Raw genomic sequence first — 24,629 nt, 5'->3', positions numbered from 1 at the left:
CATTCATGGCACAGTGTTTCCATGAAGTTGACCATCCTTGGGTGCTCCGGAAGCCTTGCCGCGCCGGGGAACCCCGCCTCCTCCTACGTCATTTCGGTGCCGGGTGAAACCGATGTGGTGATGGACTTTGGTCCGGGGGCGCTCGCCGCGATGCAGGAACGGTTCGATCCTGCTGCGGCCCACGTGATCTTCAGCCACCTGCACGCTGATCATTGCTCGGATTTCCCGTCGCTGTTGGTGTGGCGCCGATACCATCCGGAGGCACCTGCGCAGCAGCGCCACCGCCTCATCGGGCCTTCGTATGCGGTTGAGCACTTTGGCCGCATGAGCGCCGATGGTCCGGATGATGTCGACGATTGCACCGACACATTCGAGTTCACCACCTGGCGTACCCGCGAGCCGGAGACGTTGAGCGGTCTGACGGTCACGCCGTTTGAAGTGGTCCACCCGGCCCAGGAGTCGCATGCGCTGCGCGTGGAGGACGCGCACGGCAAGGTGCTGACGTTCTCGGGCGACTCGAGCTACACGCCGTCGCTTATCGACGCCGCCCGTGGCGCCGACCTGTTCCTCTGCGAAGCAGCCTGGGGTGCGTCGTCGGAAGGCAAAGCCGAAGGCATGCACATGTCTGGCAAGGAGGCGGGACGCCTCGCCCGCGAAGCCGGGGTGAAGACGCTGGTGCTGGTGCACATTCAACCGTGGACTGACCCGCACAGTGTGCTTGAGGCAGCCCGTACTGAGTTTGATGGCGAGATTCTGCTGGGGCAGGCCGGCGCCGTCTACGAGGTGTAAGGGTCGGGCCTTACTGCGTTACCCCTTTTAAGGGGTGGAAGGTGACCTAGGGGGTCGGGTGCGCTAAATTAGCCACCACAACGACCGGTTCCGCTAGGCTACATCTTGAGTAGTCAGTCCAGGGCCGGTTTTCAAAATCTTGGGGGTAGGGGATCGTGGTATCCACGAAACCGTTTCAGAACTATGAAGACTTGCTCACGCTATTGGGCGAACGGGGGATGCGAATTGCAGATCTTGCGTCTGCGGAAGAGTCGCTGCGAAACATCGGATATTACCGTTTGAGCGGATACTGGTACCCGGTTAGAGAGCCATTCCCGAATCAACAAAAACTTCACGGATACGAACTCACACGCAAGAATGAATTCCGTGAGGGAACGAATTTCGACGACATCATTCGACTCATGAGGTTCGATACCCGATTGCGTAAGGCAGCCTTGAGTGCGTTGGAGCCCGTGGAGATTTGGCTCCGTAACGCCATTGCACACGCGATTGGTAGCGTGCACCCGCTGCTTCATCTTCATCTTGACGACCCGTCAATGCTTGACCTGCAGATGCAGCCTCCCATTAAGGAACCGAACCAGGTAGAGCGGTATGCAAAGTGGTTGGACCGCTTTGACGCATCTATTGGTTACTCCAAAGAGGATTTCGTACACCACTACCGGGATCGCAACGAAGATCTTCCAATTTGGGCTGCAGTGCAGACCTTCGAATGGGGAACGCTGCACAATCTGTACGATCTGCTTCCAAAGTGGATGCGCGAGCAGATCGCTGCTGATACCGGGCTCACGTTCAAGGAGCTCGGGTCATGGCAGCGATCGCTGGCTTATTTGCGAAATACGTGTGCACATTACGCGAGGCTGTATAACCGTGTAGACGATGCACCGCTTGTGCCAAGAAAACCAAGTTCCACACTCAGCTGGATTCGGGCGTATCCGGAATCGTTGCGAGACCGGACATTCTTCAAATTGTCCATGTTGCAGTACCTGCACGGTGTGATCGAAGGAGAGCCACATTTCGGGCTCACCAAAGTTGCTCACGAATTCCTGATGGCCAATTTCTCGGGACACGATCTTTCGACGCACTCACACTCGTTGCCCATCCTCACCGCAATGGGGTGCCCTCCGAACGTGATTAATAAATCGCCTTGGGTCTAGTTGGCTTGCAGGGACGCGACGCCCGCCTGCGTTACGCTTGGGGCTATGACTGATTTTTCGCGTTTTGACGGTCGCGCCGTCGACGAGCTTCGCCCTGTCCGTATCACTCGCGGTTTTACTTCGAACCCTGCTGGCAGCGTGCTGGTGGAGTTCGGTAACACCCGCGTGATGTGCACCGCTTCGGTGGAGGAGGGCGTTCCCCGTTTTAAGAAGGATTCCGGCGAAGGCTGGCTGACCGCCGAGTACTCCATGCTTCCTTCCGCGACGCACGAGCGTATGCCGCGTGAATCGATGCGTGGCAAGGTAAAGGGCCGCACGCACGAGATTTCGCGCCTGGTGGGTCGTTCCCTGCGCGCTGCGGTGGATCTTTCTGAACTCGGTGAGAACACCATCCAGCTCGACTGCGACGTGCTCCAGGCCGACGGTGGTACCCGTACCGCGTCGATCACAGGCGCGTACGTCGCACTTGCGGACGCGATCGCTGTGCTCAAGGAGCGCGGCGTGGTGCCGGGTGAGCCGCTGCTGAAGCCGGTAGCGGCGATCTCTGCCGGCATCATCGACGGCCACGTCTGCCTCGACCTGCCGTACGAGGAAGACTCCCGAGCGGAGGTGGACCTCAACGTGGTGATGCAGGAGGGCGGCAACTTTGTCGAGATCCAGGGCACCGGCGAGCACGGCCTGTTCGGCCGCGAGCAGCTCGGCGAGATGCTCGACGTGGCAGCCAAGGGCTGTGAGGAGCTTTTCGCAGCCCAGAAGGCGGCGTTGGGATGGTAAGAGTCCTCGTCGCTTCCCGTAACCCGGGCAAGGTCCGCGAACTCGACCAGGTGCTGCGCGAGCTGGCCATCGAGGGAGTGGAGCTTGTGTCGCTTGATAACGCCCCCGCCTACCCCGACCCTGTCGAGGACGGCCTGTCCTTTGAGGAAAACGCAGTGCTGAAGGCCCGGGCTGGTGCTGCCGCGACTGGTCTTCCGTGCGTCGCTGACGACTCCGGCCTAAGCGTCGAAGCCCTCAACGGCATGCCGGGCATCCTGTCCGCTCGCTGGTCCGGTAACCACGGCGACGACGCTGGTAACAACGCTCTGTTGCTCAAGCAGATGGAGGATATTAACCAGCGCCGCGCAGCGTTTGTGTCCTGCTGCGCGCTTGCCACCCCAGAAGGCGACGTGCACGTCGCGGAGGGACGCTGGGAAGGGGAACTGCTTCGCGAGCCGCGCGGCGACAACGGTTTCGGCTACGACCCGCTCTTCGCGCCGGATGACGCGCCGGGGCGTTCCTCGGCGGAACTGACCTCGGAGGAGAAGAACGCACGGTCCCACAGGGGCAAGGCGTTGCGGGAGTTGGCAAAGCACATCGCAGCGCTGGAGTGACGAAAATCGTTACAGTGGCGGTATGAAGAAAACAATCGCATTCGCAGCAACTGTTCTCGCTTCCAGCGCGCTTCTGACCGCGTGCGGGCAGGACGGTGACTTCGACGGCACCTGGTCGGGTGACGTCACCGCAACCCAGGAGGGGACCGGTGGTGGTCATGCCACCGTGACCATTGACGGTAAGGATTGCTCCTGGGAGCTGACCGAAACCGACGGTGAGACTAACGAAGCGAACTGCCTGCGCGACGATAAAGAGTTCAAGCTGGAAGATCCGCTGACGCACCAGGATCTGGAGTACGACGCTGAGCGTGCTGGCGACACGTTGACGCTGTCGCCACAAAACGATCAGGCAGAAAAGGTCGGCGTCATGGTGCTAACAAAAACCGACGACGAATAAGTTTCGCCGCCGGTTTCATCCCCCGAAGTTCCAGTTCGCCGGCGTTAGGCGAGCTGGAACTTTTCTTTAACTTCCTTGCGGCGCTTCTCTTCCACAAAGAAGGACATAAACGGCACAACGCCGGAGATAGCGGTTGCCACCCAGGTGCCGCCGGACCAGCGGGCCTTGGAGCCGAGATTCAGCGACGTCATCAAGAATGCGACGAAAGCAAAGCCGTGTACGCGCGCGACCCAGGACAAGTAGTCGACGTTCATGTCGAAGCCGTACTGCATGATCATGCGGGCAATCAGTAGAAGCAGCAGGACGCCGGTGACCCACGCCGCGATGGAGAACCACAGCAATGCCTGCTTGACGCGGCGCTGGCGCTCCGGGTGGATGCGCTCTGGCTGTGCTGCTGGCTGAGTTTGCTCGGTCATGCGTGTTCACCTTTACCTTCCGGGTGGGTTTCGCGGCGCGGTGCCACAAGTTCGTTGTATTCGTCGACGTCGATCTCCGGACGTGCGGGCAGGAAGTCCTCGTCGATTTCCGTGACGGGCTTGTGCTTGCCGTAGCGGGCGAGATCGGCCTCGTACAGGTCATCCATGGTCAGTCCTGCGTTCTCGGCGTCAATCTTGTCGTTTTCCATGCGCATACCTACGCGGTAGGCGTAGATGAAGAACAGTGCGAAGCATGGCCACTGCAGGGCGTAGCCCAGGTTCTGGAGAGTGCCGGTGCCGGATTGGTAGCGTTCCCACTGCCACCGGGCGAGCAGCAGGCACGTCACTGCGGCTGCGATGAGGAGCAGGATGTGCCACCATCGCACGCGGAGACGCTCACGCTGCGGAATCGGGGTGGTCCCGTCCGCGTCCGTGTGTTCCAACTTTTCGCTCACGAGTGGTGATCTTACCCGGTAAAACCATGGTGCCAAACTAAAGTTTGATACCGCGGTTTCTGTGGATGGGGGCGCGGCGTGTAATATCCGTTCTCGACGCGCCCGTGGCGGAATTGGCAGACGCGCTGGATTTAGGTTCCAGTGCCTTATGGCGTGAGAGTTCAAGTCTCTCCGGGCGCACCAATTCTTTATGGGGGAGTGGGGACTTACAGGTTCCAGTCGCGCAGGATGCGGCCAACGTGGCCAGTTGCCCTGACGTTGTACTGGGCTTGCTCCACGGTGCCCTTACCGTCAGCGTCGACGGAGACAAGGAACGTTGAGCGGATAACGCCTTGGACGATCTTGCCGTAGTTCTTCTTTTCGCCGAAGGCACCGTATGCCTCGAGGGTTTCCTTGGATTCGTCAGAAAGCAGCTGCACGGTCAGGTTGTGGTCGTCGCGGAACTTTGCCAACTTCTCTACCGGGTCGGGGCTGATGCCGAGTACGGCGACGGAGGCGTCCTTGAACTGGTCCATATTGTCGCTAAAGTCGCAAGCTTCGGTGGTGCAGCCGGGCGTGTTGGCCTTCGGGTAGAAGTACACGATGACTCGCTGGCCAGCGAAATCGGCAAGCGAAACGGTTTCGCCCTTGTCGTTATTCAGGGAAAAAGCGGGGGCGGTGTCGCCTTGTTGCAGTCTGATGGGTTCAGTCATGCCTCCCCGTTTTACACTACTGTTGGTACGAAAAGACGTGAGTCTAGAAAAGTCCCAAGTAAACGTAGGAGTTTGAAACCGTGGCACGAGACATTCACGACATTGAGCGCGACCTTGCACGCACCCGCAGCCAGCTGGCTAGCACGCTCGACGAGCTTGCAGACCGCACGAACCCGTCCACCTTGGCCGATACGGCTAGGGATCAGGCAAAGACCTGGCTCGAGGACGAGACGGTGCAGAAGGTCATCGCTGGCGTTGGTATCGGTATCGCAGCGCTGATCGGTATCAAGGTCTACAACGGCCGTAAGCGCAAGAGCGAGCTCAAGGAGCTGCAGAAGCTGCTGTCGCGTAACTAAGCGCGAGCGTCTGTACGCCGGTACCTGCAATGTTGTGGGTGCCGGCGTTTTGTCGTCGATACGCTCGTGTCCTTGTTGAATTCAAGGTAATCTCTCTTTACGACCGAAAGGGAGCATCAATGGTTAATGATCAGGCCGACCACGAACTCGAGCGGATGCGCGGCAGTAAAAAGCCGCTGTTGATCGCATTAGCGGTCATTGCGGTGATTGTGCTTGTGCTGACGGTGGCGGGGCCGTCGATACGCGCTGCGTTCACACCGGATGAAGAGACCGCCGCAACGTCGACGGACACCGACGCCGAGTACAACGGCACTGACGTCCACTTCCTGGGCATGATGGTGCCGCACCACCAGCAGGCGATCGACATGTCGGATGTGCTGCTGGACTCCGACGTCGACGATGCGCAGGTGCGTGATCTCGCCCAGCGCATCAAGGACGGTCAGGAGCGCGAAAACGAGCAGATGAACGACTGGGCCGACGAGTGGGGCATCGATCAGGACATGGAGCTCCACTCGAAGCACATCGCCAATGGCATGTTCCCGCCCGAGCAGTTGGACGAGTTCGCGCAGTTGCGTGGCGACGACCTGCGCACCGCTTTCCTCGAAATGATGCACTTCCACCACGCCCACGTGATCAAGATGACGCAGGACGAGGTGGACGGCGGCGCCTACGAGCCGCTTCGCGAGTTGGCCCAAGACATGATTGAGGTGCAAACCGCCGAAATGGGCGAGATGGAAGAACTTCTGGGCTACAACCCGACGAAGTAACTAGACAATCTCGGCGCCAGCCTCAAACATTTCCTGAAGCGCTGCGGCACCGCCCTTGTCATCGACAGGGGAGCACATCGCGCGCAGGACGCGCACCTTGAAACCAGCCTTCAGGGCGTCCAGGACGGTGGCTCGCACACAGAAGTCCGTTGCAATGCCACAGACGTCTAGCTGGGAAACCTCGCGCTCGCGCAACCAATCCTCAAGCGATGTGCCAGCCTCAGTTGCGCCCTCGAATCCGGAATAAGCGGCGGTGTACTTGCCCTTGCGGAAAAACTCCTCAATCAGCGAGGTATCCACCGGTCCGCGCATCTGCGCACCATAGGAATCAGCGACGCAGTGCGGCGGCCAGGTGTTGACAAAGTCCGGTGTCTCGCCTTCCTTGGCAAAGTGGTCACCTGGCTCGATGTGCCAATCCTGTGTTGCCACAATATGGTCGTACTCCAAACACCTGTTATCAGGGGTGGAGATCAACTCCGCGATTTTTGACGCCACCTCATCGCCGCGGGCGGTGGCAAGGCTACCGCCGGGGCAGAAGTCATTTTGCACGTCAACAATTACCAAGGCTGTTTTCATGAAGATCAGCCTAGTCTCAGCTGCGAGAAAAAGTGACGGGTACACAAAAAGCGAGGCTGGCGGGTAAAATACCTGCCAGCCTCGCTGTGCTGTGCGCCATCAGGGAATCGAACCCCGAACCCACTGGTAGGGAAACCTGGCGTTTGTGTTTCCGGCCGTTTTGGTCTAGTGCGGAGTAATCCCAGTGTATAGCGTCGGATGTGCTAACTGTTCCGCCTTGTATTGCTTTTTGCTAGCGACTATTTGGCCATTTTTTGGCCATTTCCGGACGGGAACAAGTGATCGTTGAGCACCTGGGCGACCGCTGGGCCGGCCTTCGGCCGCGATATGTAGTGGTGCTGTGTGATTGTTGTGTCGGCGTGGCCAAGTTGCTGAGTCGCTGCGTTGACGCTGACGCGCTCCGATAGCACTGTCGCGACGTGCTTTCGCATCGTGTGGAACGTCACCCACGACACATCTGGCCGGCCTTTTGATTCCTTGGCTTTCGTCCATTCGTGACGCGCTTCGCGTATCCACCGCTCGGCGGTCGACTTCGAGATGTGTGTGCCCGTGGAAGTGGGGAAGAGCCAATCAAACGTGCCGCCGGTGTCTTCGAGTTGATCGCGGGCGGCGTCGGCCGCGATTTTTGGCAGCTGAACGACGCGGGTCGAAGTACCGCCGTCTTTCGTCGGCCGCACGATGACTGTCGGCGTATCGGCGTTGAGGTCGACGTCGCTCGCGCGAATCGACAGTGCTTCGGACAGGCGCACGCCGGTGCCGACGAGGAAGCGCACCAGGCGGGGGAAGGCGGCGCCGCGACCTTTGCGGCCGCTGGTGGCGTAGAAGTCAACCATGTCGAGGAACGTCTTGAGCTCGTCGCCTTGGAAGGCGCGTACTTCGCCGCGCTTTTGTTTCGGTGCGATGGTCTCGCGAATCGGGTTCGATGCGATGAGGTCTTGCCGCACTGCGAGACCGAACGCCGACGAGAGTATCGACCTGGCGCGCTTCGCTGTCGCTGGCGTCTCGTCGAGCTGGTGCAGGAAGGTCTGCATCGTCGACGGCCGCACTTCGTTCAGTCGTAGCTGTCCGATGTTCGGTGTGATGTGGTTGCGGGCGGTGCTTCGGTAGACGTCGACGGTGCTGGCGGCGCCGTCGTGGTGGTCGAGCCAGTGGTCGACGAGCTCGGCGATGGTGCTGTTGGTGCGTAGTGCGTCGTTGTCGCGAAGGCTGACAGCTGACGCCGCTTGTGCTTTTACTTTGCGCGTGGCTTCCGCTTTCGTCTTCCCGCGTACCCGTATGCGCTTCGTCTCGCCGTTGAGAAGTCGCACGCGGGTGTGTGCTTGCACCTTGCCGTCGGCAAGGTTGGTGTAGCTGATCTCGCCGTACGTGCCGGGCTCGAGCGCCGGCCTACCCCTCGCCATCGTCTTTCCTCCATGCGGTATAGCCCAACTCGTTTAGTCGCTTGTTGATTTCCTCGCGCCTCTCGCTGATTCTTCTAACCTCGCGTTGGAACTCATCAAAATCAAAATCGCCTGAGCGAGCGCTACCCAGGGAAATGGCACGGACTGCTTCGTTTAGGCGAAGCCGTTCTTCGACTAACTCGTCTACCTCGCGGACTTGCCCCCCGATGCGAACGTCTGCATCTTTGGAGAAATCGGCGTTCAAACGCCCTGTGAAGATTAGAGCCGCGTGTTCAGCGGTCGCCCGCCAATCAGGCAAGTATTCGACAAACCCGTCGGGGTAGTTCGGCCATAGCAATCGGGCGGGTGGAACGTCTAAGGCTGCGGCGAGCACTAGCAGCTCTGCGACGTCCAGGCGGGCCCCGCGTCGGCCGTACTCAATGTTCGATAGGACGGACTGCCCGATGGGGTAGCCCAAGCGTGCCGTTTCGTCTGCAAGGCGCTTGATCGACCATTTGGGCTTTTTGGCTTTCCTTAGCCGTGAGATTTCCGCCGCGACGGTTGCCGCAAGTTTCTCCGACCAGTCCTTCTTTTGTGTCATGGCAACACAATATCTGCCTAATGTTGCGCTGTCCAAGCAAATATGTTTAGTATGTTGCTGTAGCACAAAACGGCTACAGAATATGTCGCAGCAACATAGAAAGGTCTTGACGGCATGTCCTCAACCCCTCCCACAATCACCATCGCTGCAGCGGCCAACTTGCTCGGCATCGGTCGCAGCAGCGCTTACGAAGCGGCGCGCACCGGCAACTTTCCGACACCGGTCTTGAAGATCAACGGCCGCTACGTCGTACCGACAAGGCCCTTGCTCGACATTCTCGGCCTGGACGAGCTCCCCGCAACTGCCTAACCGAAAGGAAAACTCATGCTGTTCATCCCCACCGTCGAGAAGCGCGGCAAGACTGCCGCTGTTCTGCTCGACGAGACCCACGCCTTTGCCGAAGGCATCGACTACGACACCGCTCGAGAGATCGCGAACGCGCTCTCCGACCGCTTCGAGATCTACGCGATCAAGGACAAGCCCGGCTTCATCGTCATGGTTTACGCCAACGAAGAGTGCATCGAGACCGTGAAGGTCGAATCGTGGAGCGACGCCCTCGATGCCGTCGCTCAACGCTCGACCGATCTCGCCCCGGAAGATTCCCCCGAAGATGCCGAAGGTGCCGAAGATTCCCACTCGCGCGTACAGGAACCTTCGGGCACCTTCGTCGATGGTACGACGCCGCGCATGCACTACTCGCCAGTTGATTCTCTGCGGTATCTCCATCACGGCAACCCGCTCGACGTCGCCCTCGACATGCTCGCCGAGCACCCGGAAATCGACGAATTCGGCGACCTTCGCGCGGTGATCGAAAACACTCAGGCACTTATTCGCGACGAGTACATGCACCACCGGGGCACGAACGAAGACCCGGCCACCTACTCGAACGGCATGCCGGTGTCGACCGTCGTTCCACACATCGCCTGTGACGGGACGATGACCTTCGTTTCGCCCGCGCAGCACATCAACCATCCCGGCGACGGGTTTCGCCTTCTCACCCGCTCGGCAGATGCCGACCGCTACTTCGACGGTCTGGAAGACGGCTATGTCGCGTAACCGCCAGACCAATGAAGGGAGAAACAGCGAAATGAAACCCGCTAACGAAAGCCCCCCGACGGTCGCGGCAACGACCACCGGGGCGAAGGAGCAACTAGGAATGCAGAACCTCGACAAGAACGATACCCCAAAACCTGTTGAACTCCACCTGCCGCACCGCGTCGCCGGCCGGCTAGAAACGTGGGGAGAGTGTGACATTCCCGACAAGCGCCGCCGATCGGTTTTTGTCGACGTCGCCGATTACCTCGACATGAGCGACGGAGCGCGCCCCGCCCGCCTTTGCCCGGCTTGTGTCGACGCCGCAGTTGCTCACGCCGAAGCCGAAAAGCGCAAGCAAGAAGAGCGTCTCCGCCGACAAAAGGCCAACGAAGAAGCGCAGCAGCGTCGCATACGCGAAGAGGAGCTGCGTCTTGATCTCGTCGAAGCCCACCGATCAGGCAACGACGCTGAGGTTACTCGCCTTCTTGACACCCTCGTTGCCGAAGACGATGCCGCACTCGCCACGCTCGGCAAAACCTCCTGGGACGAGGTGAACGACGATGAATGACCTTCTCGACCAGGCCGACCAAATTCTCGAAGTCGAAGCAGCATCACTACTCGAAGCCCTCGACCTCAACCACCTACTCATAAACGTCAAGTGACGTAAAACGGGCCGACTAGCAGACACCGGGCGTGCAAGTCCCCGGCGGCCACTGGGGAGCCGTCACCCACACAACTCAATACCCCGAGACACCTACAGACAATAGGAACCTCAGTTGACACACCTTGTACCACGAGAAGCCCACGCGGCCGAATACCTCGCCGCGCTTCTCTTCGAATGCACCAACCGGGAAGCCCAAGACGCAACACGGAAACTTCACCGCGACGATCTACCTAACTGGCAAGCACAAACAGTATTCGACGCAATCACCCATGTTGCACGCACCGCGATTGATTCAGGCTTCGCCCTCAAACCACTCGCTGCAACCGACGTTCACGACCACTTACGCGACGAAGGACACCTCAACCAGGAACCAATGCGCCGCTACTGGCACAACCTCGTTGCCCCCAACACCGCATACACCCCGGCGAAACACCGCTTCAAGAAACTCGGCGAACGCATCGCCGAAGACCACATCCGCCAAAAGATTGGCGACACTTACACCTACGGCGACCACGACACCGCGCCCCTCGATGAACTCTTCGAACGCATGGATCGCGATCGTCGCACCTTGCTCGAGATCTACCCGCGTACCGGCCACAAGCCGCAGCTGCAGGTAGTCCAGAAAGAAGGTGCGTAAGTTGCCGACAATTTACCCGCCCCCGTCGAAGCCCTACGAAGTCGCACGGGCGCTTAGCACCGACGTGTTCGCCCAAAACGGAGTGCCGACCCTGCGTTTCTGGAAGCGGCACGGGTGGTACACCTACAACGGTCGCTCATGGTCGCCTGCCGACGAACTCGACGTCAAAGGCCCAATCTGGGAACACTTGGAGCAAACGCAATACGACAGCGACAAGGGCATCGTCGACTACTCCCCAACGCCGGCGAAGGTCGCGAACACGATCGAACCGCTGCAATGGATTAACCGGCTTGACGGAGATATCGAACCGCCCGTGTGGTTGCACGATATCGGCGGCGACAACCCGAAGTCGCTCATCGTGCTCGAAAACGGGGTACTGAACTTCCGCACCGGAGCCTTCACCGAAGATCACACCCCAGCACTGTTCACGTTGTGGCACCTTCCTTTTGCCTACGACACGAAGGCAACATGTCCCAATTGGAATGCCTTTATTGACGGGACCTTCGCGCACGACCAGGACGCCGCCCGTACCCTCCAACAATGGGCCGGCTACCTCATTAGCGGGCGTACCGACCTTCACAAAGCACTCATGCTCATCGGGCCGCCACGATCAGGCAAAGGCACTATCTCCCGCGTGTTGCAACAACTCGTAGGCATAAAAAACTGTGTGTCTCCTAGTCTCGGCTCACTCGGCGGCAACTTCGGCGCGCAAGTGCTCATCGGCAAGACCTTCGCCGTGTTCGAAGATTCCCGAAACGATCGCGACCGCAACATCGGACAAACAGTCGAGCGCATCATCGGAATCACCGGCGGAGACGCCCAAACCATCGACCGCAAATACGCCGAAGCATGGAACGGCAAACTCAACACGCGCTTCATGCTCGTCTCCAACGAGATTCCCCGGCTCAACGATGCATCCGGCGCGCTCGTCAACCGCTTCGTCTCGATAGAGTTGAAACGATCACACGCCGACAACCCAGACCCGGAACTCGGCGCCAAACTCGTCGCCGAACTCCCCGGCATCTTCCTATGGGCACTCGAAGGCCTTCGCGACCTCGAAACCGCCGGCACGTTCACCACCCCGCGCACCATGGCCGCAGTAAACGAGATGCTCGCCGACATCTCACAGCCCGTGGCGACCTTCCTCGACGATCACCCCGCCTACACGCTCACCGGCAACAGCGAAGATCACGTTCTCCTGCGAGACATCCACCGCGATTACAAATCATGGTGTGAGGAAGTCGGACAAGGCGCACTAAAACAACCCTCGTTCGCGCAAGCACTCAAGGCAACCGACCCGCGTATTGAACTCAAAAACACCGCCGTCGACGGCCAACCAAAAAACCGCCGAATGTTCGGCATCAAACGCACGAACAACCCCCATGCATGGGCCATTTCTCAACAAACCACCTAGGAACATGTTCCAAATGTTCCAACAGGTCAAAGCATAAAAACGACTTGTTCCACGGAACAAAGGAACAAAACCTAAGAACAGGAACAAAAACAATGAACGTTCGGAACACAACCAAAACACCCCACTACCAGCAAGAACACCAGGAACACGTTCCACGCACAAAACTCCCCACAGAAAACGCGCAACCAGCCCCCGCCCCAATCCGCGCCCGCCTTAGTCAACCTGTTCACGGCTGGACATCAACCGACATCACAATCACCGGCCACCGAACCAAAAGGGGCAAGGAACGCGTCACCATCTACGCACATATGCCCAACGGCTTATACGTCGCCCTCGAAATACAAAACCGGCACGTCTACAACCTCGCCGACAGCATTATCGACGCAATGGAAGGAATCAACGCATGAAATCTGAGCCTTCGCGCCCACCGCTACCGACACGCGCCGAAGTCGCCACCGCCCCGGTACGACTGCCCGGGCCGGCCCTTCTCCGATTCGTGAAGAAGATTCAGCCGACCTACGACTTACGCAACGGCCACTGTGTCGGACACACACCACGATTCGACACCGACCGCCACAAAGGCGAAACACAACACGAATACGAACAACGCATCGAGTGGGCACAACACCAATGCCACAGTTGCCCAATCGTCGCGAAGTGTCGCCTACGCATCCCGAAAGACGCCGCCGGCGTTTGGGCTGGCGAAATACGCCACTTCGATAAACCACCGCAAGGCAAGGCCGCATGATTCGCCCGGTTGCTGTCCACGCCCCGGCCGTCATCCTCGACGCCGCCGATGCCCAATCCTTAGCCCGGACTATCTTCGTCGCCGCCGACCTCGCCACACGCCACGGCGCACGAATCGACCCGCGTGTTCTCAATCTCGCTACCGACCTCATTTCCGCAGCCGGACAAACGGAACCTGTCTACGTCGAAGCCGAAGAACATATCGAACATGAGCAAATCGACACCACCACCGCCGCCGCGCTACTGGGTTGTACCGGCCGCAACGTCCGAGCACTCGCAGCCCAAAAACGACTACCCGGCACCAAAAACGGCGGGCAATGGTGGTTCAACCGCAACGACGTCGAAGCCTTCCGAGACTTCAAGCACTAGCCGATTCTGCTCATTTCAAGGCGTTGAACTCGCACGCACTGGCACATGGAAGGCATCAACCGGGCCCGTCGAAATCACGCGAGCAGACCTAGCGGCCGCTGCCGCCGCGTCGAAGCGCCTACCTAACCCCGTTCTCAAACTCGGTCACGATGACCCCCGCTTCGGCGGGTCACCGGCACTTGGCCACCTCGAGAACCTCAGAGTTGTCGACCGGGGCAACACCCTTGTCGCCGACCTCGTCGACGTGCCGCAATGGCTCGGCGCCGACATGGCAAAGCACTACCCACAACGAAGCATCGAAGCCCGCGCCAACTATGAAAGCAACGGCCATACCTACCGCTTCGCAATCACCGGGCTAGCGCTACTCGGCACCGAATGGCCCGCCGTAACAGACCTGCCATCACTAAAAGACCTACTAGCGAAGGAGACATAGCCCAATGGCTCAAATTGTCCCAATCTCAATCAGTGACGTTATGAGTCACTGCCCGATCAATCTGAACATTAAACCCAACGCGGGCGGCCCGAAGGGCTACGCATTCGTCCTGCCAAATTTTGAAGAATCCCCCGCATATCGCGAACCGTCCAACCTCGCGGCATGGTTCATCGGGTACATGAGCGGCCAAACCGCCGCAGAAAACCAGAAGGAGGCCTAACCATGGGATTCTTTCCAGCCCGAGCCGACTACAACGACGGCGTCATCTCCGTCGACGAAGCGCTCAACAACCCGACCACAATCACCGACCGAGTAGCCGAAGTCGCCGCCCGCGACCTTCTCGTAGAGACGATCTTCTCCACCGATTCAACACCGGTACAAGGCGGCGCCGTAATCTACTCCAAGACCACCGAGAAGAACTTCTACACCGACACCGACGTCACCGCCCGCCAACCCGGCGACGAATACGGCATCGTCTACCGCGAACGCCCGGTCGCTGAACTTGCTCGCGTCGAAGACTACGGCGGTAAGTTCGCAGTATCCGACGAAGCGCGACGCCGTAACGACAATGTCACCTTCGACAACGACGTCACCGCACTCGCCAACACGGTTACCCGCAAACTCAACCAGCGCGCCATTGAAACAGTTCAGGCCGCCGAAGCCGCCGGCGAAACCATCGTCGGAGCACACACCGGCGCAACATGGGAAAACGTACGAATCGACGGCGCACCCGATCTCATCACCCCACCAACGCAGCGACCAATCTCAATGATTGCGCACCTTATCGCCATTGCGGAAAGCAAGGAGCTCGGCATCACATACACGAAGATGCTCGTCTCCCCACGCACGAAGGCAGAGATGCTCGTCGCCTACGGACAAAACCTTAAACCGTTGTTGGACACCTACGGGCTCGAACTCATCACATCCACATTCGTGCCAGATGACCGCAGCTACCTCGTCGACCCCGGCAAGGCCGGATTCGTCAAATACGAAGAACCGCTCACCGTGACCACATGGCGTGATGAACACCACCGTCAAACGTGGGTACAGGCCTTCGCCATGCCCGTCATGGGGATCACCCTGCCCGCCGCTATCGCAACCATCGAATACAAGACTGAGGAGTAACCCATGTACACCAACCAAACCCGCGACCGGTTCAACCCCGGCACCGACCTCACGGCCGTCGCCGCCGTCGACGTCACCGGCAAAACCTTCGTCGCATACGCCGGCCCAATGCGCAAGGGCAACATCACCGTGCGCCCCGCAGCCGCCGGCAAACCAGTCGCAGGCGTCGCAAAGTACGACGCAACCACCGACCACCTCGTTGGCGTCGCCCGTGGCTCAAGCCGCGTGCTAACCGTCACCACCGACACGCCACTTACCGCCGGCGACCCGGTCGAAGTAGGCGACGGCGGCCGCGCAACCAAGGCAATCACCGGCACCGTAGTCGGCTGGGCCGCAGACAACGCCGAAGCCAACACCGACGCCCTCATCAGTCTCGCGAACTAAGGAGTACAACCCGTGAAACTCTTCCGCAAAAACGAGCGGATCACCTTCAGCGAAAACAACGCCGAAGAAACACCCGCAACCGCGTCGGCATTCACCGTCGAACAGTGGGAGACCCTCATTGCAGTGCTAGACCTCGACGAAGACGCCGACCCGGCCGCTATCGTCGCCGCCGTGGCTGAACTCGCAGAAGCCCACACGGGTGACGAGAACGCCGCTGATGTAGCCGCGTCCAGCGAGCAGATCGAGCAACCCATCATCATCGACCCCGCTGTCTGGAAGGACATGCAGCGCTCGCTCAAAGTCGGCATGACCGCAGAGAAGCAAGAGCACCGTCTTGCAGCCGAGCAAGTAGTCGATCAGGCCATTCGTCTCGGCAAGGCGACCGCAAGCCAGCGTGAACGATGGATTGCCGCATACGGCCAAGACCCCGAAGCGACAATCCACGCACTCAACCGTGCCGATGAGATTCCACGAATGGAAATCGGTTACGGCATCGACCCCGAAGCCGGCGACGGCAAGAACATGCCCAAGGGCTGGGTACGGTAACCCAATAGTGGGGCACCCCCAATAATCTTGAGGGGGTGGCTCCCCGGACTCACCACTGGCCCGCCCGAGTCCCGCCTTCTCTCTCCCCGGTGCTAGGCCGGGCAATTTCGGGGCCACACGCCCCGCTGCCCTGTAATCAAGAATTCTGGATTATGGAGACACCCGCACCCGCATGGGGCACACCCTATCCAAATTCACGGAATCGTGAGTATGGGTATGTCTTGCCGCGCCCGGGAAATCTGTTCGACCGGTGCCGTTGACTATCTGGCCATTTTTTGGCCATTTAACGAAAATCGGCCAGGTGAAGGGGTGAATATTTACCCTTTGACCTGGCCGTTTTGTGCGCCATCAGGGAATCGAACCCCGAACCCACTGATTAAGAGTCAGTTGCTCTGCCAATTGAGCTAATGGCGCGTATTTTGTTTTGTTGGTGTTGCTCTCTGCAACGAGGTAATACATTAGCAGCGTGTGTTGAATGTGTGAAATCGGCAGGTAAGAGCATATTTTTCGGCGATGTTAAACGTTGCATAACGCTTTGTTTGTGGATGGTGGCTTTTTAGCCGTTAACGGTTAAAGTATTGGCGTTTGAGTTTTGGATTTGAGCTGTGAGGGGTCCATCGTGCTCCACCTTCGCGCGGTTCGCCGCTGCACCGCGGTCCTGACGGCGCTGGCTGCAGGAGCGATGATTTCGGCCTGCTCACCGGGGGATGGGTCGAGCCGTCTCGAACAAGTTGCGGAGACAGACCAGGCTGCAGAGACGACGCCTGCGGCGAAGCCGCCGAAAGTCTCGGTGAGCAATAACGCCACTGACGTCGAGCCTGGCCAGCCGGTGAAGGTGCTTTCGGAGGTCGGATTGGCCTCGGTGAAGATGACCAACGAGGCCGGCAAGGAAGTCGAGGCGGAGTTCAACGACGACAAAACCGAATGGTCTACGGCGGAACCGCTTGGTTACGGACGCGAGTACACCATTGAGGCGCGTGATGTTGAGGGCCAGAAGGTGGTGTCGTCGTTTACTACGGTGTCGCCGGCTGTGACGGTTAATGCGTACGTTGGTCCGCTTGACGGCTCGACGGTTGGTGTCGCCCAGGCGGTAACCATCCGCTTTGATAGCCCGATCCAAGACACCAAGAAGATGGAGAAACTCATCTCGGTGGAAACCTCGAACGACACCGAGGGTGGATTCTTCTGGCTGGATCCTTACGAAGTGCGCTGGCGCCCGAAGGAGTACTGGGAGCCCGGTACTGAGGTCACTGTGAAAGTGGATCTGTATGGGCGCAAACTTGCCGAAGGCGTCTACGGTTCCGACGACACCGAAATCAGCTTCACCATCGGTGACAAGGTGGAGACTGTCGTGGATAACTACGACAAGATGCTGCGCGTCTACGCTAACGACGAGTTGGTGAAGGAGTTCCCGATCTCGCTGGGAACCGACGGTAGCTACGACACCCCGAATGGCACCTACGTGGTGGGGGATGAGCACCCCAGCCTTGTCATGGACTCGCGTACCTACGGCTTGGCGTTGGATGCGGGCGGGTACGTCACGCCGGTGGATTACGCCACCCAGCTGTCGTACTCGGGCATCTACGTCCACTCCGCGCCGTGGGCGCTGTGGGCGTTGGGGTCCCAGAACCAGTCGCACGGCTGCATCAACGCTTCCTATGAGAACGCCAAGTGGTTCCAGGAGTACGTCAAACGGGGTGACCCGGTAGTGGTGAAAAACACTGGCGGATCGACCCTGACCCCGTACGACGGCTTGGGCTACTGGAACCTTGATTGGGAGCAGCGCTCCGGCGGCAGCGGCGAGCAGCTCTACTCCTAGTGCCCCTAGGTGCAGTTAGTGCCCCCAGGCGCAGTTAGGCTTTCGCGCGTTCCTCCTCGGCTTCAATCTCGGCGTTGAAATCGCGCTTGGAGGCCTGCCACTGATCCTCTGTCATGCCGATGCGCCAGTATCCAGAGATGGACACGTCTTGCTTGGGGACCTCGGATTCGACGAAGAGGAAGCGCCGCATTTCCTTGATCATCTCGGCAACGCCGTGGATGAACCAGCTGGTGTTCTTTCCGTCCGGCACGCCGGCCTGTCGCACGACGCGGGATAGCTCCGTGCCATGGGTCGCGCCGTTGCGGATCACCCAATGGATGTCCACGCCATCGCGGGCTGGGAGCTCAAACTTGCGGTCTTCGGCTTCGATCTCGATGTACGCGGTCGCAGTTGCGCCCTCGGGGAGGCGCTTTAGGCCCGCGCCGATGGCCGGTGCTGCGGACTCATCGCCGGCGAAGATGAAGTGCTCGTAGTCGACCGAAGGGCCCCACGCGCCACCTGGGCCGAAGAAGCCGATCTTCTCTCCAACCTCGGCTACGCGAGCCCACGGACCGGCCAGGCCTGCATCGCCGTGGGTGACAAAGTCAACATCGAAATCCCCGGTCGATGAGTCGAGGTTGATCAGCGTGTAGGTCCGGGTCACCGGTTGCTTGTCGCGCGGCTGTTGTTCACGGACCTGTTCGACGTTAAATGGCCAGGAGTAGTCGGCGCCCTCCGGCACGAACAACAGCTTGAGGTAGTGGTCCGTAAACTCCAGATCTTTACCGACAAAAGCGGGGGCGTTCAGGCTTAAGCGAACCAGATCGGGGGAGAGCTGGCGGCGACCGGTCACGGTTGCCTCATTGGCCTTCCGGGGTTTACGCCTCGCGGCCGCTTTGTTGGCTTGTTCGGTCATCGTTGTCCCTGTCCTTCAACAACTCGTGGCTGCTTCGGGCGGCGGAAGTTCGCACGCCAAATAGTTAGGTAAGGCTAACATATTTAAGGAGGGGGTGGAAAAGCAATGTGCCCCGTAACCTGTTGTGGAGGTTACGGGGCACGCTTTGGGGTGGCTGACGGGGCTCGAACCCGCGACACCCAGGATCACAACCTGGTGCTCTACCAGCTGAACTACAGCCACCATTGCTGTTTTGCAGCGGATTACACCTTAGCCGTTCATCTGAAGTTTACAAAAACCGCTGGTAGAACTCGGTTGCAGCGGCAGAAGCCTTCGTTGCGGTGTCGGTGTCCGGGCCGGGGGAGTCCACAAATACGGCGCGACGGTAGTAGTCCAGTTCGCGGATGGATTCCACGATGTCCGCCAAGGCGCGGTGAGCCATGCCCTTTTCGGGCTGGTTGTAGTACGCCTTAGGGAACCAGCGGCGCGACAGTTCCTTCACGGTGGAGACGTCGATCATGCGGTAGTGCAGGGCGTCGTCGAGACGCGGCATCTGCGCACGGATAAACGCACGGTCGGTAGCAATCGAATTGCCCGCAAGCGGGGCAGGATGTGCAGGATCGCAATGCTTTGCGACGAGCTCCAGCACCGCATCCTCAGCCTCCTCGATGCTGACCGTGGAGGCCTTAATGTCATCGAGCAGCCCGTTGGAGGAGTGCATCTCGGTGACAAAGTCATCCATCTCCGCCAGTTCGGCGTCGGTGGCGTGGACGACGAGGTCGACGCCGTCGTCGATAATGTTGAGCTCCGCATCCGTGACAAGCGCCGCAACCTCCACGATGACGTGGCGTGACGGGTCAAGACCGGTCATCTCCAGGTCGACCCACACGATGCGATTGTCCTTGTCTGCGATCTCCATTTATTCCTCTCCCATCTTTGCGTAAAACTTGCCCATAATTGGCGGCAGAATCCCGCGCGGGGCGTAGGTGGACACGACATCCATCGCCTTCGACAACGGACCCGGAACGACGCGTCGACGGTTGCGGCGCATCGCCTTAAGTGTGTCCGCGGAGCAGGACTCGTAGGTCGTCCACAAGAAATCGGGCACGACCTTATCCACGATGGACTGCTCCTCCTCCGGAATGTGCGCCTCACGCACAGGGCCGGGCGCGAGCAGGGTTACATGCACGCCCGAGTCCTTCAGCTCGTAGTGCAGGGCCTCGGTGAACATGTTCACGCCCGCCTTGGTGAACACGTAGGTGGCGTTGTTCGGGATCGGCAGGTTGCCCGCGGCGGAGCCGACGTTGCACAGCGCGCCCTCGCCGCGTGGCACCATCTGATCCAGCACCGCCTTGGTGATGCGGAACACTGCCGTCGCGTTCAGGTTGAACTGATTCGTCTCGTACTCCCAGTCCTGCTTCATAAACGGTCCAAACGACGCGATACCTGCAGAATTGACGCAAATGTGAATCTTGCGGTTCGCAATGTGGTTAAGCAGTGCGGTGACGTCGCGTTCCTTAGACAGATCCGCGGCGAAGACTTCGACGGTGACGCCGTGAGCGGCCGCGAGTTCGTCGCCAAGCTTCTGCAATACCTCCTCGCGCCGGGCAACAAGGATGAGGTTGTGGCCACCTTTGGCCAGGTCGCGCGCAATCGCTTCGCCGATGCCTTGGCTCGCGCCAGTAATCAACGCGAACGAGTCGATGGATGGTCCTGGAAAACTCATGCGTCCGAATCTACCCGCCCGCGATCTCTCGCAACGCTGCCGTGTGTCGCTCGAAGGCCTGCGCACCCCTCTCGGTGAGCGTGACCCACACCGTGTCCTTCGCCCGGGATGAGCCGTACTCGCGGAAGCGCGTGATATAGCCGTGCTCCTCGAGCCGGTCCAACTGCTTGGATAGCGCAGAATCCGACAAGTCTATTTGGTCCCGCAGCGAGCTAAAGCGCATCTCGTGCCGGGACGTTTGCTTCTCGACGGCACCGCCGTGGTACAACGCCGCACAAATCTTCAACCGCGCCAGGGGGTGGATGACAGGGTCGATTTTAGGGGCGCTCATCGGTTCCTGCTTTCGTAGATCATGACAGCCGTGACCACGATCGCTGTGACCACGCCGGCGATGACCCCGCCGACCACGCTTCCTTCTGGGACGAACCAGATCAGCGGCATCATGAACGCGGGGGTGAGAGCGGCGGCCCAGTTCGTCTTCGGGTCTTCCTGGATCGGCTGCTTCATGCTCGGGCGTACGTTGCGGTTGTGATCTCGCACGGCGAGTGCGATGCAGGCGATGATGATGACCGCAAACAGTGCCCACCAGTACTTCCAGCCGATGATCGTGCCGGCGATCGTGACACCGAAACTGGTGCCGAGGATGGCGTAAGCCCACGGCGGTGTGGGTGGTTTACGTGCGTCTTGCTCGATCCCGTCGATCTGCTCGAGGGCGGCGCGGGCCTCTTCCTTCGAGATCTTATTGCTTTCCATGCCGGCAAGTATGTCACTTGTCGGCATGGAAAGCAAGGGCTAAATCTCGTGCATCTCCTGGTGCTTGGTCTCCGGGGAGGACAGGATCGCCCACAGAGAAATCGCGGTAACGATAACCAGGTAAATGCCCACAGCCTGCGGTCCGTACTTTGCGTTCAGCGCCGTTGCGATGAACGGGGCGATAGCCGCACCCAGGATGGAGGACACGTTGTACGCGATACCGGAGCCGGTGTAGCGCACATTCGACGGGAACAACTCCGGCAAGATCGCAGACATCGGGCCGAAGATGAAGCCCATCAACACCATGCCGATGAACAAGAAGATGCCCAGGGAAACCATGGTGAACGTCTCCGGATTCAGCAGCCACTTGAAGCTCAGGCCATAGACGATGATCGCAACCGAGGTCAGACCCAGCACCGGGCGACGGCCGTAGACATCCGACCAATGCGCCGCAATCGGGATGCCAGCGATGAACCCGAAGATGCATACCAGCTGCAGCTTCAGGAACGTCGGGTACGCAATACCCAGGCCAACGCCCTCTTCCGCCGAACCAATTCCGTAGGAGAGGAACCAAGTGGTCACGATGTAGAACAGCGTGTAGCAACCGACCATGACAAACGTGCCCTGGATCAGCGGCTTCCAAGCGGTCTTGAATACCTCCGCCAGTGGGGAAGCGGCCTTCTGGTTGTTCTGCTCCACCTGCTGGAACACCGGAGTCTCCTCAACCTGCAGGCGAACCCACAGGCCGATGATGACCATCACGATGGACAGCAGGAACGGAATGCGCCAGCCCCAGCGCATGAACGCGCCCTCGAAGTCGCCAGTGGTGTGGCCCAGCACGGTGACCAGGATGAGGAACAGGCCGTTGGCCAGCAGGAAGCCGAACGGTGCGCCGAGTTGGGGCCACATGCCCGCCCAGGCGCGGCGGCCCTTAGCTGCTGTTTCTGTGGACAGCAGGGCTGCGCCGGACCACTCGCCGCCCAGGCCGAGGCCCTGGCAGAAGCGCATCAGTGCCAGCAGCGCCGGCGCCCAGATGCCGGCTTGGGCATAGGTGGGCAGCAGGCCGATAACAAAGGTGGCGATGCCCATCGTCAGCAGCGCGCCGACCAGGGTCGCCTTACGCCCAACCTTGTCGCCGAAGTGGCCGAACAGTACCGAACCCAGCGGACGGGCAATAAACGCCAAGCCGAACGTGGCAAACGACGACAGCAGCGCAACCGTGCTCGACTCCGACTTGGGGAAGAAGAGGAACGGAAACACCGCGACGGCTGCGGTGGCGTAGGCGTAGAAGTCGTAAAACTCAATCGTCGTGCCAATTGTCGACGCAAGGCGGACCCGGTTTCGCTCCTGTGGCGTTGTCTCCCGGATGGCAGCAGGGGCCGCTTGTGGGGCAGGGGGTTGATGTTCGACGCTGGTGGTCATCGCCCGTCCTTTCATTCCATTGTGTGAAACTGCTGTGTCGCAGAATGGAAGAAACTGTATCACGCTATGGGACGCGTATCCCAAAAATGGGTGAAGTGTGGTCTGCTGAGGCCAAACGACACATCCAACACGGCATATATCGCTGAAAATCAGCGGAGTATGCCGTGTTCCATGTGTCGTTTAGCTTTGCGGCACGCCTCTTTCCCCGCACATGGTGAGAACGCATTGGTGAAGACGGCCAAAAATCGGCATCTTCACCAATGCGTTCTCACCAAGTACGCCGCGCGCCCCCCTCATTCCAACCCCCAGAAACACAAAGCGCCCCCAGCAGTGTCTGGTTCGGTGACATCGTTCCGCATGTCTCATGAGATCGTTCCGGTTTGTCCTGCGGGTATGTCTCGCCACATCGTTCCGGTGGAAAACGAGCCCACTGAAAATGCCCCACCGGGCCGAAAACCGATGTCTCGAGTCATCGTTCCGCCCATGCTTATCGGATGGAGAAACCAGGCAAGCCCACACCGAAAATCATCATCCAGACCATGCTCGCCACAGGCATGAGCCAAGCCGAGGCGGCTGAGCACTTCGGCGTTTCGACCCGGTGGATCAGAACACTGCAAAAGCGCTACCGAGAAGGCGGCATGGACGCGCTTACACCTCGATCAAAACGGCCAAGAACAAACCCAAGGGCGCTCGACAAAACAGTTGTCGACCGCATTCTTCAACTGCGCGACGAACTCACCCACCGCGGCACCGACGCCGGCGCTCACACCATCCGTTGGCACCTACAACAAGACGGAATAGACCCTCCACCAGCAGTATCAACCATCCACCGAGTGCTTGCCAACAACGGACGCATCACACCACAGCCCCAAAAACGCCCACGCAGCTCTTGGCGTCGCTTCCAGGCAGACCAGCCCAACGAAACATGGCAAATGGACTACAGCGACTGGACCATCGCCGGACACAAACGCGTAGCCATCCTGACCATCCTCGATGACCACTCCCGATTCATCATCTCCTGCCGCGCCTACCACACAGCCACCGTCACAAACGTCATCACAAGCTTTATCGCAGCAGTTCAGGTACATGGCTGCCCACAATCAACGCTCACCGATAACGGCCGAGCATTTACCACCAACACCGACCGGAAAAACCCGTCACGAAACGGCTTCGAGCAACTGCTCATCGACTTGGGCATTACCCAGAAAAACGGCAAGCCCTACCACCCGCAAACCCAAGGCAAAGTCGAACGCTTCCACCACACACTCAAACTCGCGCTAAACAACAAGCCACCAGCACAAACCATCGAGGAGCTCAACGAAGATATCAACGAGATCATCGACTACTACAACTACAAACGCCCACACAGAGCACTCGCCCGCATCACCCCAGCCGAGGCCTACAGCGCACTGCCCAAAGCCAAACCGGCAGCAGCAAACTCCGACCACCACTACCGGCTACGCACCGACAAAGTCAGCATCAACGGCAAGACCACTCTGCGATGGGGCGGGAAATTACGCCGCCTCTACATCGGCCGACGCTGGGGCGGCGAACCCATCACCATGGTCTGCGTCGACAACCACGTCGACATCAAAATAAACGCCACCGGGGCACAAATCGCTGCCTACACACTCACCGACGAAAAGATCTACTACAACCAATCAGACAACGAACTAAACCCCAAACGGGGCAACTCCAAAAACAAAAATCTCGAGACACCGTAGGAACGATG

The 24,629-nt window shown here is 59.5% G+C and carries 32 protein-coding genes and 3 tRNA genes; 20 read left to right on the top strand and 15 right to left on the bottom strand.

Features of this window, described 5'->3' with window-relative positions; genetic code table 11:
• Nucleotides 1-21: 21 nt before the first annotated feature.
• The 5 genes from CCOY_RS09695 (at nt 22) to CCOY_RS09675 (ending at nt 3,707) form a co-directional block, all read left to right on the top strand.
• Nucleotides 22-789, top strand: coding sequence for an MBL fold metallo-hydrolase (locus tag CCOY_RS09695; RefSeq protein WP_070422588.1), 768 nt, complete (start codon nt 22-24; stop codon nt 787-789).
• Between the two features lie 218 nt (nt 790-1,007).
• Complete coding sequence (locus CCOY_RS09690; RefSeq protein WP_290180789.1) at nt 1,008-1,943, top strand: Abi family protein; 936 nt, start codon at nt 1,008-1,010, stop codon at nt 1,941-1,943.
• Nucleotides 1,944-1,988: 45 nt separating this feature from the next.
• Nucleotides 1,989-2,717 carry a ribonuclease PH gene (gene rph, locus CCOY_RS09685; RefSeq protein ID WP_070422586.1) on the top strand — a complete coding sequence of 243 codons (729 nt, stop codon included), beginning with the start codon at nt 1,989-1,991 and terminating at the stop codon, nt 2,715-2,717.
• Nucleotides 2,711-3,310, top strand: coding sequence for an RdgB/HAM1 family non-canonical purine NTP pyrophosphatase (gene rdgB / locus CCOY_RS09680; RefSeq protein ID WP_092100578.1), 600 nt, complete (start codon nt 2,711-2,713; stop codon nt 3,308-3,310). Before rph ends, rdgB begins: the two co-directional genes overlap by 7 nt.
• Nucleotides 3,311-3,332: 22 nt before the next feature.
• Nucleotides 3,333-3,707 carry a hypothetical protein gene (locus tag CCOY_RS09675; protein WP_070451224.1) on the top strand — a complete coding sequence of 125 codons (375 nt, stop codon included), beginning with the start codon at nt 3,333-3,335 and terminating at the stop codon, nt 3,705-3,707.
• Nucleotides 3,708-3,751: 44 nt separating this feature from the next.
• Here CCOY_RS09675 and CCOY_RS09670 read toward each other — a convergent pair whose 3' ends face one another.
• Both CCOY_RS09670 and CCOY_RS09665 read right to left on the bottom strand, forming a co-directional pair.
• A complete protein-coding gene (locus CCOY_RS09670; protein WP_070451222.1) occupies nt 3,752-4,123 on the bottom strand; it encodes a DUF3817 domain-containing protein in 372 nt (123 codons plus the stop codon).
• On the bottom strand, nt 4,120-4,578 hold the full coding sequence (locus CCOY_RS09665) for a hypothetical protein (protein ID WP_244268631.1): 459 nt from the start codon (nt 4,576-4,578) through the stop codon (nt 4,120-4,122). Before CCOY_RS09665 ends, CCOY_RS09670 begins: the two co-directional genes overlap by 4 nt.
• A 98-nt stretch (nt 4,579-4,676) precedes the next feature.
• Between CCOY_RS09665 and CCOY_RS09660 the strand changes: the two genes are divergently transcribed.
• Nucleotides 4,677-4,761: transfer RNA gene (locus CCOY_RS09660), tRNA-Leu, on the top strand.
• A 23-nt stretch (nt 4,762-4,784) separates the two neighbouring features.
• On the opposite strand, the gene bcp is transcribed toward CCOY_RS09660, so the two are convergent.
• On the bottom strand, nt 4,785-5,270 hold the full coding sequence (gene bcp / locus CCOY_RS09655; protein WP_092100576.1) for a thioredoxin-dependent thiol peroxidase: 486 nt from the start codon (nt 5,268-5,270) through the stop codon (nt 4,785-4,787).
• 80 nt (nt 5,271-5,350) lie between these two features.
• Between bcp and CCOY_RS09650 the strand changes: the two genes are divergently transcribed.
• Both CCOY_RS09650 and CCOY_RS09645 read left to right on the top strand, forming a co-directional pair.
• A complete protein-coding gene (locus tag CCOY_RS09650) occupies nt 5,351-5,626 on the top strand; it encodes a DUF3618 domain-containing protein (protein WP_092100574.1) in 276 nt (91 codons plus the stop codon).
• Between the two features lie 119 nt (nt 5,627-5,745).
• Nucleotides 5,746-6,393, top strand: a complete 648-nt coding sequence (locus tag CCOY_RS09645; RefSeq protein ID WP_244268630.1) for a DUF305 domain-containing protein — start codon at nt 5,746-5,748, stop codon at nt 6,391-6,393.
• On the opposite strand, the gene CCOY_RS09640 is transcribed toward CCOY_RS09645, so the two are convergent.
• The 3 genes from CCOY_RS09640 to CCOY_RS09630 form a co-directional block, all read right to left on the bottom strand.
• Nucleotides 6,394-6,969, bottom strand: coding sequence for a nicotinamidase (locus CCOY_RS09640; RefSeq protein ID WP_070422580.1), 576 nt, complete (start codon nt 6,967-6,969; stop codon nt 6,394-6,396).
• Between the two features lie 239 nt (nt 6,970-7,208).
• On the bottom strand, nt 7,209-8,369 hold the full coding sequence (locus tag CCOY_RS09635; RefSeq protein ID WP_092100572.1) for a tyrosine-type recombinase/integrase: 1,161 nt from the start codon (nt 8,367-8,369) through the stop codon (nt 7,209-7,211).
• A complete protein-coding gene (locus tag CCOY_RS09630; protein WP_092100560.1) occupies nt 8,356-8,949 on the bottom strand; it encodes a hypothetical protein in 594 nt (197 codons plus the stop codon). Before CCOY_RS09630 ends, CCOY_RS09635 begins: the two co-directional genes overlap by 14 nt.
• A 114-nt stretch (nt 8,950-9,063) precedes the next feature.
• Here CCOY_RS09630 and CCOY_RS09625 point away from each other — a divergent pair, with 114 nt between their 5' ends.
• The 6 genes from CCOY_RS09625 (at nt 9,064) to CCOY_RS09600 (ending at nt 13,815) form a co-directional block, all read left to right on the top strand.
• Nucleotides 9,064-9,258 carry a helix-turn-helix transcriptional regulator gene (locus CCOY_RS09625; protein WP_092100559.1) on the top strand — a complete coding sequence of 65 codons (195 nt, stop codon included), beginning with the start codon at nt 9,064-9,066 and terminating at the stop codon, nt 9,256-9,258.
• A 15-nt stretch (nt 9,259-9,273) separates the two neighbouring features.
• On the top strand, nt 9,274-10,005 hold the full coding sequence (locus CCOY_RS09620) for a hypothetical protein (RefSeq protein ID WP_092100558.1): 732 nt from the start codon (nt 9,274-9,276) through the stop codon (nt 10,003-10,005).
• A gap of 100 nt (nt 10,006-10,105) precedes the next feature.
• On the top strand, nt 10,106-10,552 hold the full coding sequence (locus CCOY_RS09615; protein WP_092100557.1) for a hypothetical protein: 447 nt from the start codon (nt 10,106-10,108) through the stop codon (nt 10,550-10,552).
• 208 nt (nt 10,553-10,760) lie between these two features.
• Nucleotides 10,761-11,285 (top strand): hypothetical protein, encoded by a 525-nt coding sequence (locus CCOY_RS09610; RefSeq protein WP_092100555.1) that lies wholly within the window; start codon nt 10,761-10,763, stop codon nt 11,283-11,285.
• A 1-nt stretch (nt 11,286) separates the two neighbouring features.
• Complete coding sequence (locus CCOY_RS09605) at nt 11,287-12,699, top strand: DNA primase family protein (protein ID WP_167594460.1); 1,413 nt, start codon at nt 11,287-11,289, stop codon at nt 12,697-12,699.
• Nucleotides 12,700-13,443: 744 nt separating this feature from the next.
• On the top strand, nt 13,444-13,815 hold the full coding sequence (locus CCOY_RS09600) for a helix-turn-helix domain-containing protein (protein ID WP_092100549.1): 372 nt from the start codon (nt 13,444-13,446) through the stop codon (nt 13,813-13,815).
• Between the two features lie 169 nt (nt 13,816-13,984).
• On the opposite strand, the gene CCOY_RS09595 is transcribed toward CCOY_RS09600, so the two are convergent.
• On the bottom strand, nt 13,985-14,146 hold the full coding sequence (locus CCOY_RS09595; protein ID WP_167594459.1) for a hypothetical protein: 162 nt from the start codon (nt 14,144-14,146) through the stop codon (nt 13,985-13,987).
• Between the two features lie 106 nt (nt 14,147-14,252).
• On the opposite strand from CCOY_RS09595, the gene CCOY_RS09590 reads away from it, so the two are divergent.
• Genes CCOY_RS09590 through CCOY_RS09575 form a run of 4 tightly spaced genes read left to right on the top strand, consistent with a single transcriptional unit; the run spans nt 14,253 to nt 16,303 of the window.
• Nucleotides 14,253-14,468 (top strand): hypothetical protein, encoded by a 216-nt coding sequence (locus CCOY_RS09590; protein ID WP_092100547.1) that lies wholly within the window; start codon nt 14,253-14,255, stop codon nt 14,466-14,468.
• Between the two features lie 2 nt (nt 14,469-14,470).
• Complete coding sequence (locus CCOY_RS09585; RefSeq protein WP_092100544.1) at nt 14,471-15,373, top strand: major capsid protein; 903 nt, start codon at nt 14,471-14,473, stop codon at nt 15,371-15,373.
• A 3-nt stretch (nt 15,374-15,376) separates the two neighbouring features.
• Nucleotides 15,377-15,757, top strand: a complete 381-nt coding sequence (locus CCOY_RS09580; protein WP_092100542.1) for a hypothetical protein — start codon at nt 15,377-15,379, stop codon at nt 15,755-15,757.
• Between the two features lie 12 nt (nt 15,758-15,769).
• On the top strand, nt 15,770-16,303 hold the full coding sequence (locus tag CCOY_RS09575) for a phage protease (protein ID WP_092100541.1): 534 nt from the start codon (nt 15,770-15,772) through the stop codon (nt 16,301-16,303).
• A 341-nt stretch (nt 16,304-16,644) separates the two neighbouring features.
• On the opposite strand, the gene CCOY_RS09570 is transcribed toward CCOY_RS09575, so the two are convergent.
• A tRNA-Lys gene (locus CCOY_RS09570) sits at nt 16,645-16,717 on the bottom strand.
• A 205-nt stretch (nt 16,718-16,922) separates the two neighbouring features.
• On the opposite strand from CCOY_RS09570, the gene CCOY_RS09565 reads away from it, so the two are divergent.
• On the top strand, nt 16,923-18,122 hold the full coding sequence (locus CCOY_RS09565; protein ID WP_070422579.1) for a L,D-transpeptidase: 1,200 nt from the start codon (nt 16,923-16,925) through the stop codon (nt 18,120-18,122).
• Between the two features lie 34 nt (nt 18,123-18,156).
• Here CCOY_RS09565 and CCOY_RS09560 read toward each other — a convergent pair whose 3' ends face one another.
• From CCOY_RS09560 to CCOY_RS09530, 7 genes are all read right to left on the bottom strand, one after another.
• The gene (locus CCOY_RS09560) at nt 18,157-19,017 is read right to left on the bottom strand and encodes a siderophore-interacting protein (protein WP_070451154.1); all 861 of its coding nucleotides are present in this window, start codon (nt 19,015-19,017) and stop codon (nt 18,157-18,159) included.
• 146 nt (nt 19,018-19,163) lie between these two features.
• Nucleotides 19,164-19,239 (bottom strand) — tRNA-His (locus CCOY_RS09555).
• A 46-nt stretch (nt 19,240-19,285) separates the two neighbouring features.
• Nucleotides 19,286-19,915: an oligoribonuclease gene (gene orn, locus CCOY_RS09550; protein WP_070614491.1), complete on the bottom strand. Its 630-nt coding sequence runs from the start codon at nt 19,913-19,915 to the stop codon at nt 19,286-19,288.
• A complete protein-coding gene (gene cmrA / locus CCOY_RS09545) occupies nt 19,916-20,722 on the bottom strand; it encodes a mycolate reductase (RefSeq protein ID WP_070840285.1) in 807 nt (268 codons plus the stop codon).
• A 10-nt stretch (nt 20,723-20,732) separates the two neighbouring features.
• Nucleotides 20,733-21,053, bottom strand: coding sequence for a transcriptional regulator (locus tag CCOY_RS09540; RefSeq protein WP_070614490.1), 321 nt, complete (start codon nt 21,051-21,053; stop codon nt 20,733-20,735).
• Complete coding sequence (locus CCOY_RS09535) at nt 21,050-21,475, bottom strand: hypothetical protein (protein ID WP_070614489.1); 426 nt, start codon at nt 21,473-21,475, stop codon at nt 21,050-21,052. The genes CCOY_RS09540 and CCOY_RS09535 overlap by 4 nt, the downstream gene beginning before the upstream one ends.
• 39 nt (nt 21,476-21,514) lie before the next feature.
• Nucleotides 21,515-22,897: an MFS transporter gene (locus tag CCOY_RS09530; RefSeq protein ID WP_083291979.1), complete on the bottom strand. Its 1,383-nt coding sequence runs from the start codon at nt 22,895-22,897 to the stop codon at nt 21,515-21,517.
• Between the two features lie 494 nt (nt 22,898-23,391).
• Between CCOY_RS09530 and CCOY_RS09525 the strand changes: the two genes are divergently transcribed.
• A complete protein-coding gene (locus CCOY_RS09525) occupies nt 23,392-24,621 on the top strand; it encodes an IS481 family transposase (RefSeq protein WP_092100540.1) in 1,230 nt (409 codons plus the stop codon).
• Nucleotides 24,622-24,629: the final 8 nt, after the last annotated feature.

The sequence above is a fragment of the Corynebacterium coyleae genome (assembly GCF_030408635.1).
In the GTDB taxonomy this organism is placed as follows: Bacteria; Actinomycetota; Actinomycetes; order Mycobacteriales; family Mycobacteriaceae; genus Corynebacterium; species Corynebacterium coyleae.
Note: the sequence above shows the minus strand (reverse complement) of the source record. Positions and strands in the feature narration are given on the sequence as shown.

What these genes read in the sequence shown, in the direction of transcription:
- CCOY_RS09695 (WP_070422588.1), top strand. Translation starts at nt 22, where the DNA reads ATGAAGTTGACCATCCTTGGGTGCTCCGGAAGCCTTGCCGCGCCGGGG.
- CCOY_RS09690 (WP_290180789.1), top strand. Translation starts at nt 1,008, where the DNA reads ATGCGAATTGCAGATCTTGCGTCTGCGGAAGAGTCGCTGCGAAACATC.
- rph (WP_070422586.1), top strand. Translation starts at nt 1,989, where the DNA reads ATGACTGATTTTTCGCGTTTTGACGGTCGCGCCGTCGACGAGCTTCGC.
- rdgB (WP_092100578.1), top strand. Translation starts at nt 2,711, where the DNA reads ATGGTAAGAGTCCTCGTCGCTTCCCGTAACCCGGGCAAGGTCCGCGAA.
- CCOY_RS09675 (WP_070451224.1), top strand. Translation starts at nt 3,333, where the DNA reads ATGAAGAAAACAATCGCATTCGCAGCAACTGTTCTCGCTTCCAGCGCG.
- CCOY_RS09670 (WP_070451222.1), bottom strand. Translation starts at nt 4,123, where the DNA reads ATGACCGAGCAAACTCAGCCAGCAGCACAGCCAGAGCGCATCCACCCG.
- bcp (WP_092100576.1), bottom strand. Translation starts at nt 5,270, where the DNA reads ATGACTGAACCCATCAGACTGCAACAAGGCGACACCGCCCCCGCTTTT.
- CCOY_RS09645 (WP_244268630.1), top strand. Translation starts at nt 5,746, where the DNA reads ATGGTTAATGATCAGGCCGACCACGAACTCGAGCGGATGCGCGGCAGT.
- CCOY_RS09640 (WP_070422580.1), bottom strand. Translation starts at nt 6,969, where the DNA reads ATGAAAACAGCCTTGGTAATTGTTGACGTGCAAAATGACTTCTGCCCC.
- CCOY_RS09635 (WP_092100572.1), bottom strand. Translation starts at nt 8,369, where the DNA reads ATGGCGAGGGGTAGGCCGGCGCTCGAGCCCGGCACGTACGGCGAGATC.
- CCOY_RS09630 (WP_092100560.1), bottom strand. Translation starts at nt 8,949, where the DNA reads ATGACACAAAAGAAGGACTGGTCGGAGAAACTTGCGGCAACCGTCGCG.
- CCOY_RS09625 (WP_092100559.1), top strand. Translation starts at nt 9,064, where the DNA reads ATGTCCTCAACCCCTCCCACAATCACCATCGCTGCAGCGGCCAACTTG.
- CCOY_RS09620 (WP_092100558.1), top strand. Translation starts at nt 9,274, where the DNA reads ATGCTGTTCATCCCCACCGTCGAGAAGCGCGGCAAGACTGCCGCTGTT.
- CCOY_RS09615 (WP_092100557.1), top strand. Translation starts at nt 10,106, where the DNA reads ATGCAGAACCTCGACAAGAACGATACCCCAAAACCTGTTGAACTCCAC.
- CCOY_RS09600 (WP_092100549.1), top strand. Translation starts at nt 13,444, where the DNA reads ATGATTCGCCCGGTTGCTGTCCACGCCCCGGCCGTCATCCTCGACGCC.
- CCOY_RS09595 (WP_167594459.1), bottom strand. Translation starts at nt 14,146, where the DNA reads ATGGCCGTTGCTTTCATAGTTGGCGCGGGCTTCGATGCTTCGTTGTGG.
- CCOY_RS09590 (WP_092100547.1), top strand. Translation starts at nt 14,253, where the DNA reads ATGGCTCAAATTGTCCCAATCTCAATCAGTGACGTTATGAGTCACTGC.
- CCOY_RS09585 (WP_092100544.1), top strand. Translation starts at nt 14,471, where the DNA reads ATGGGATTCTTTCCAGCCCGAGCCGACTACAACGACGGCGTCATCTCC.
- CCOY_RS09580 (WP_092100542.1), top strand. Translation starts at nt 15,377, where the DNA reads ATGTACACCAACCAAACCCGCGACCGGTTCAACCCCGGCACCGACCTC.
- CCOY_RS09560 (WP_070451154.1), bottom strand. Translation starts at nt 19,017, where the DNA reads ATGACCGAACAAGCCAACAAAGCGGCCGCGAGGCGTAAACCCCGGAAG.
- orn (WP_070614491.1), bottom strand. Translation starts at nt 19,915, where the DNA reads ATGGAGATCGCAGACAAGGACAATCGCATCGTGTGGGTCGACCTGGAG.
- cmrA (WP_070840285.1), bottom strand. Translation starts at nt 20,722, where the DNA reads ATGAGTTTTCCAGGACCATCCATCGACTCGTTCGCGTTGATTACTGGC.
- CCOY_RS09540 (WP_070614490.1), bottom strand. Translation starts at nt 21,053, where the DNA reads ATGAGCGCCCCTAAAATCGACCCTGTCATCCACCCCCTGGCGCGGTTG.
- CCOY_RS09535 (WP_070614489.1), bottom strand. Translation starts at nt 21,475, where the DNA reads ATGGAAAGCAATAAGATCTCGAAGGAAGAGGCCCGCGCCGCCCTCGAG.
- CCOY_RS09530 (WP_083291979.1), bottom strand. Translation starts at nt 22,897, where the DNA reads ATGACCACCAGCGTCGAACATCAACCCCCTGCCCCACAAGCGGCCCCT.
- CCOY_RS09525 (WP_092100540.1), top strand. Translation starts at nt 23,392, where the DNA reads ATGGAGAAACCAGGCAAGCCCACACCGAAAATCATCATCCAGACCATG.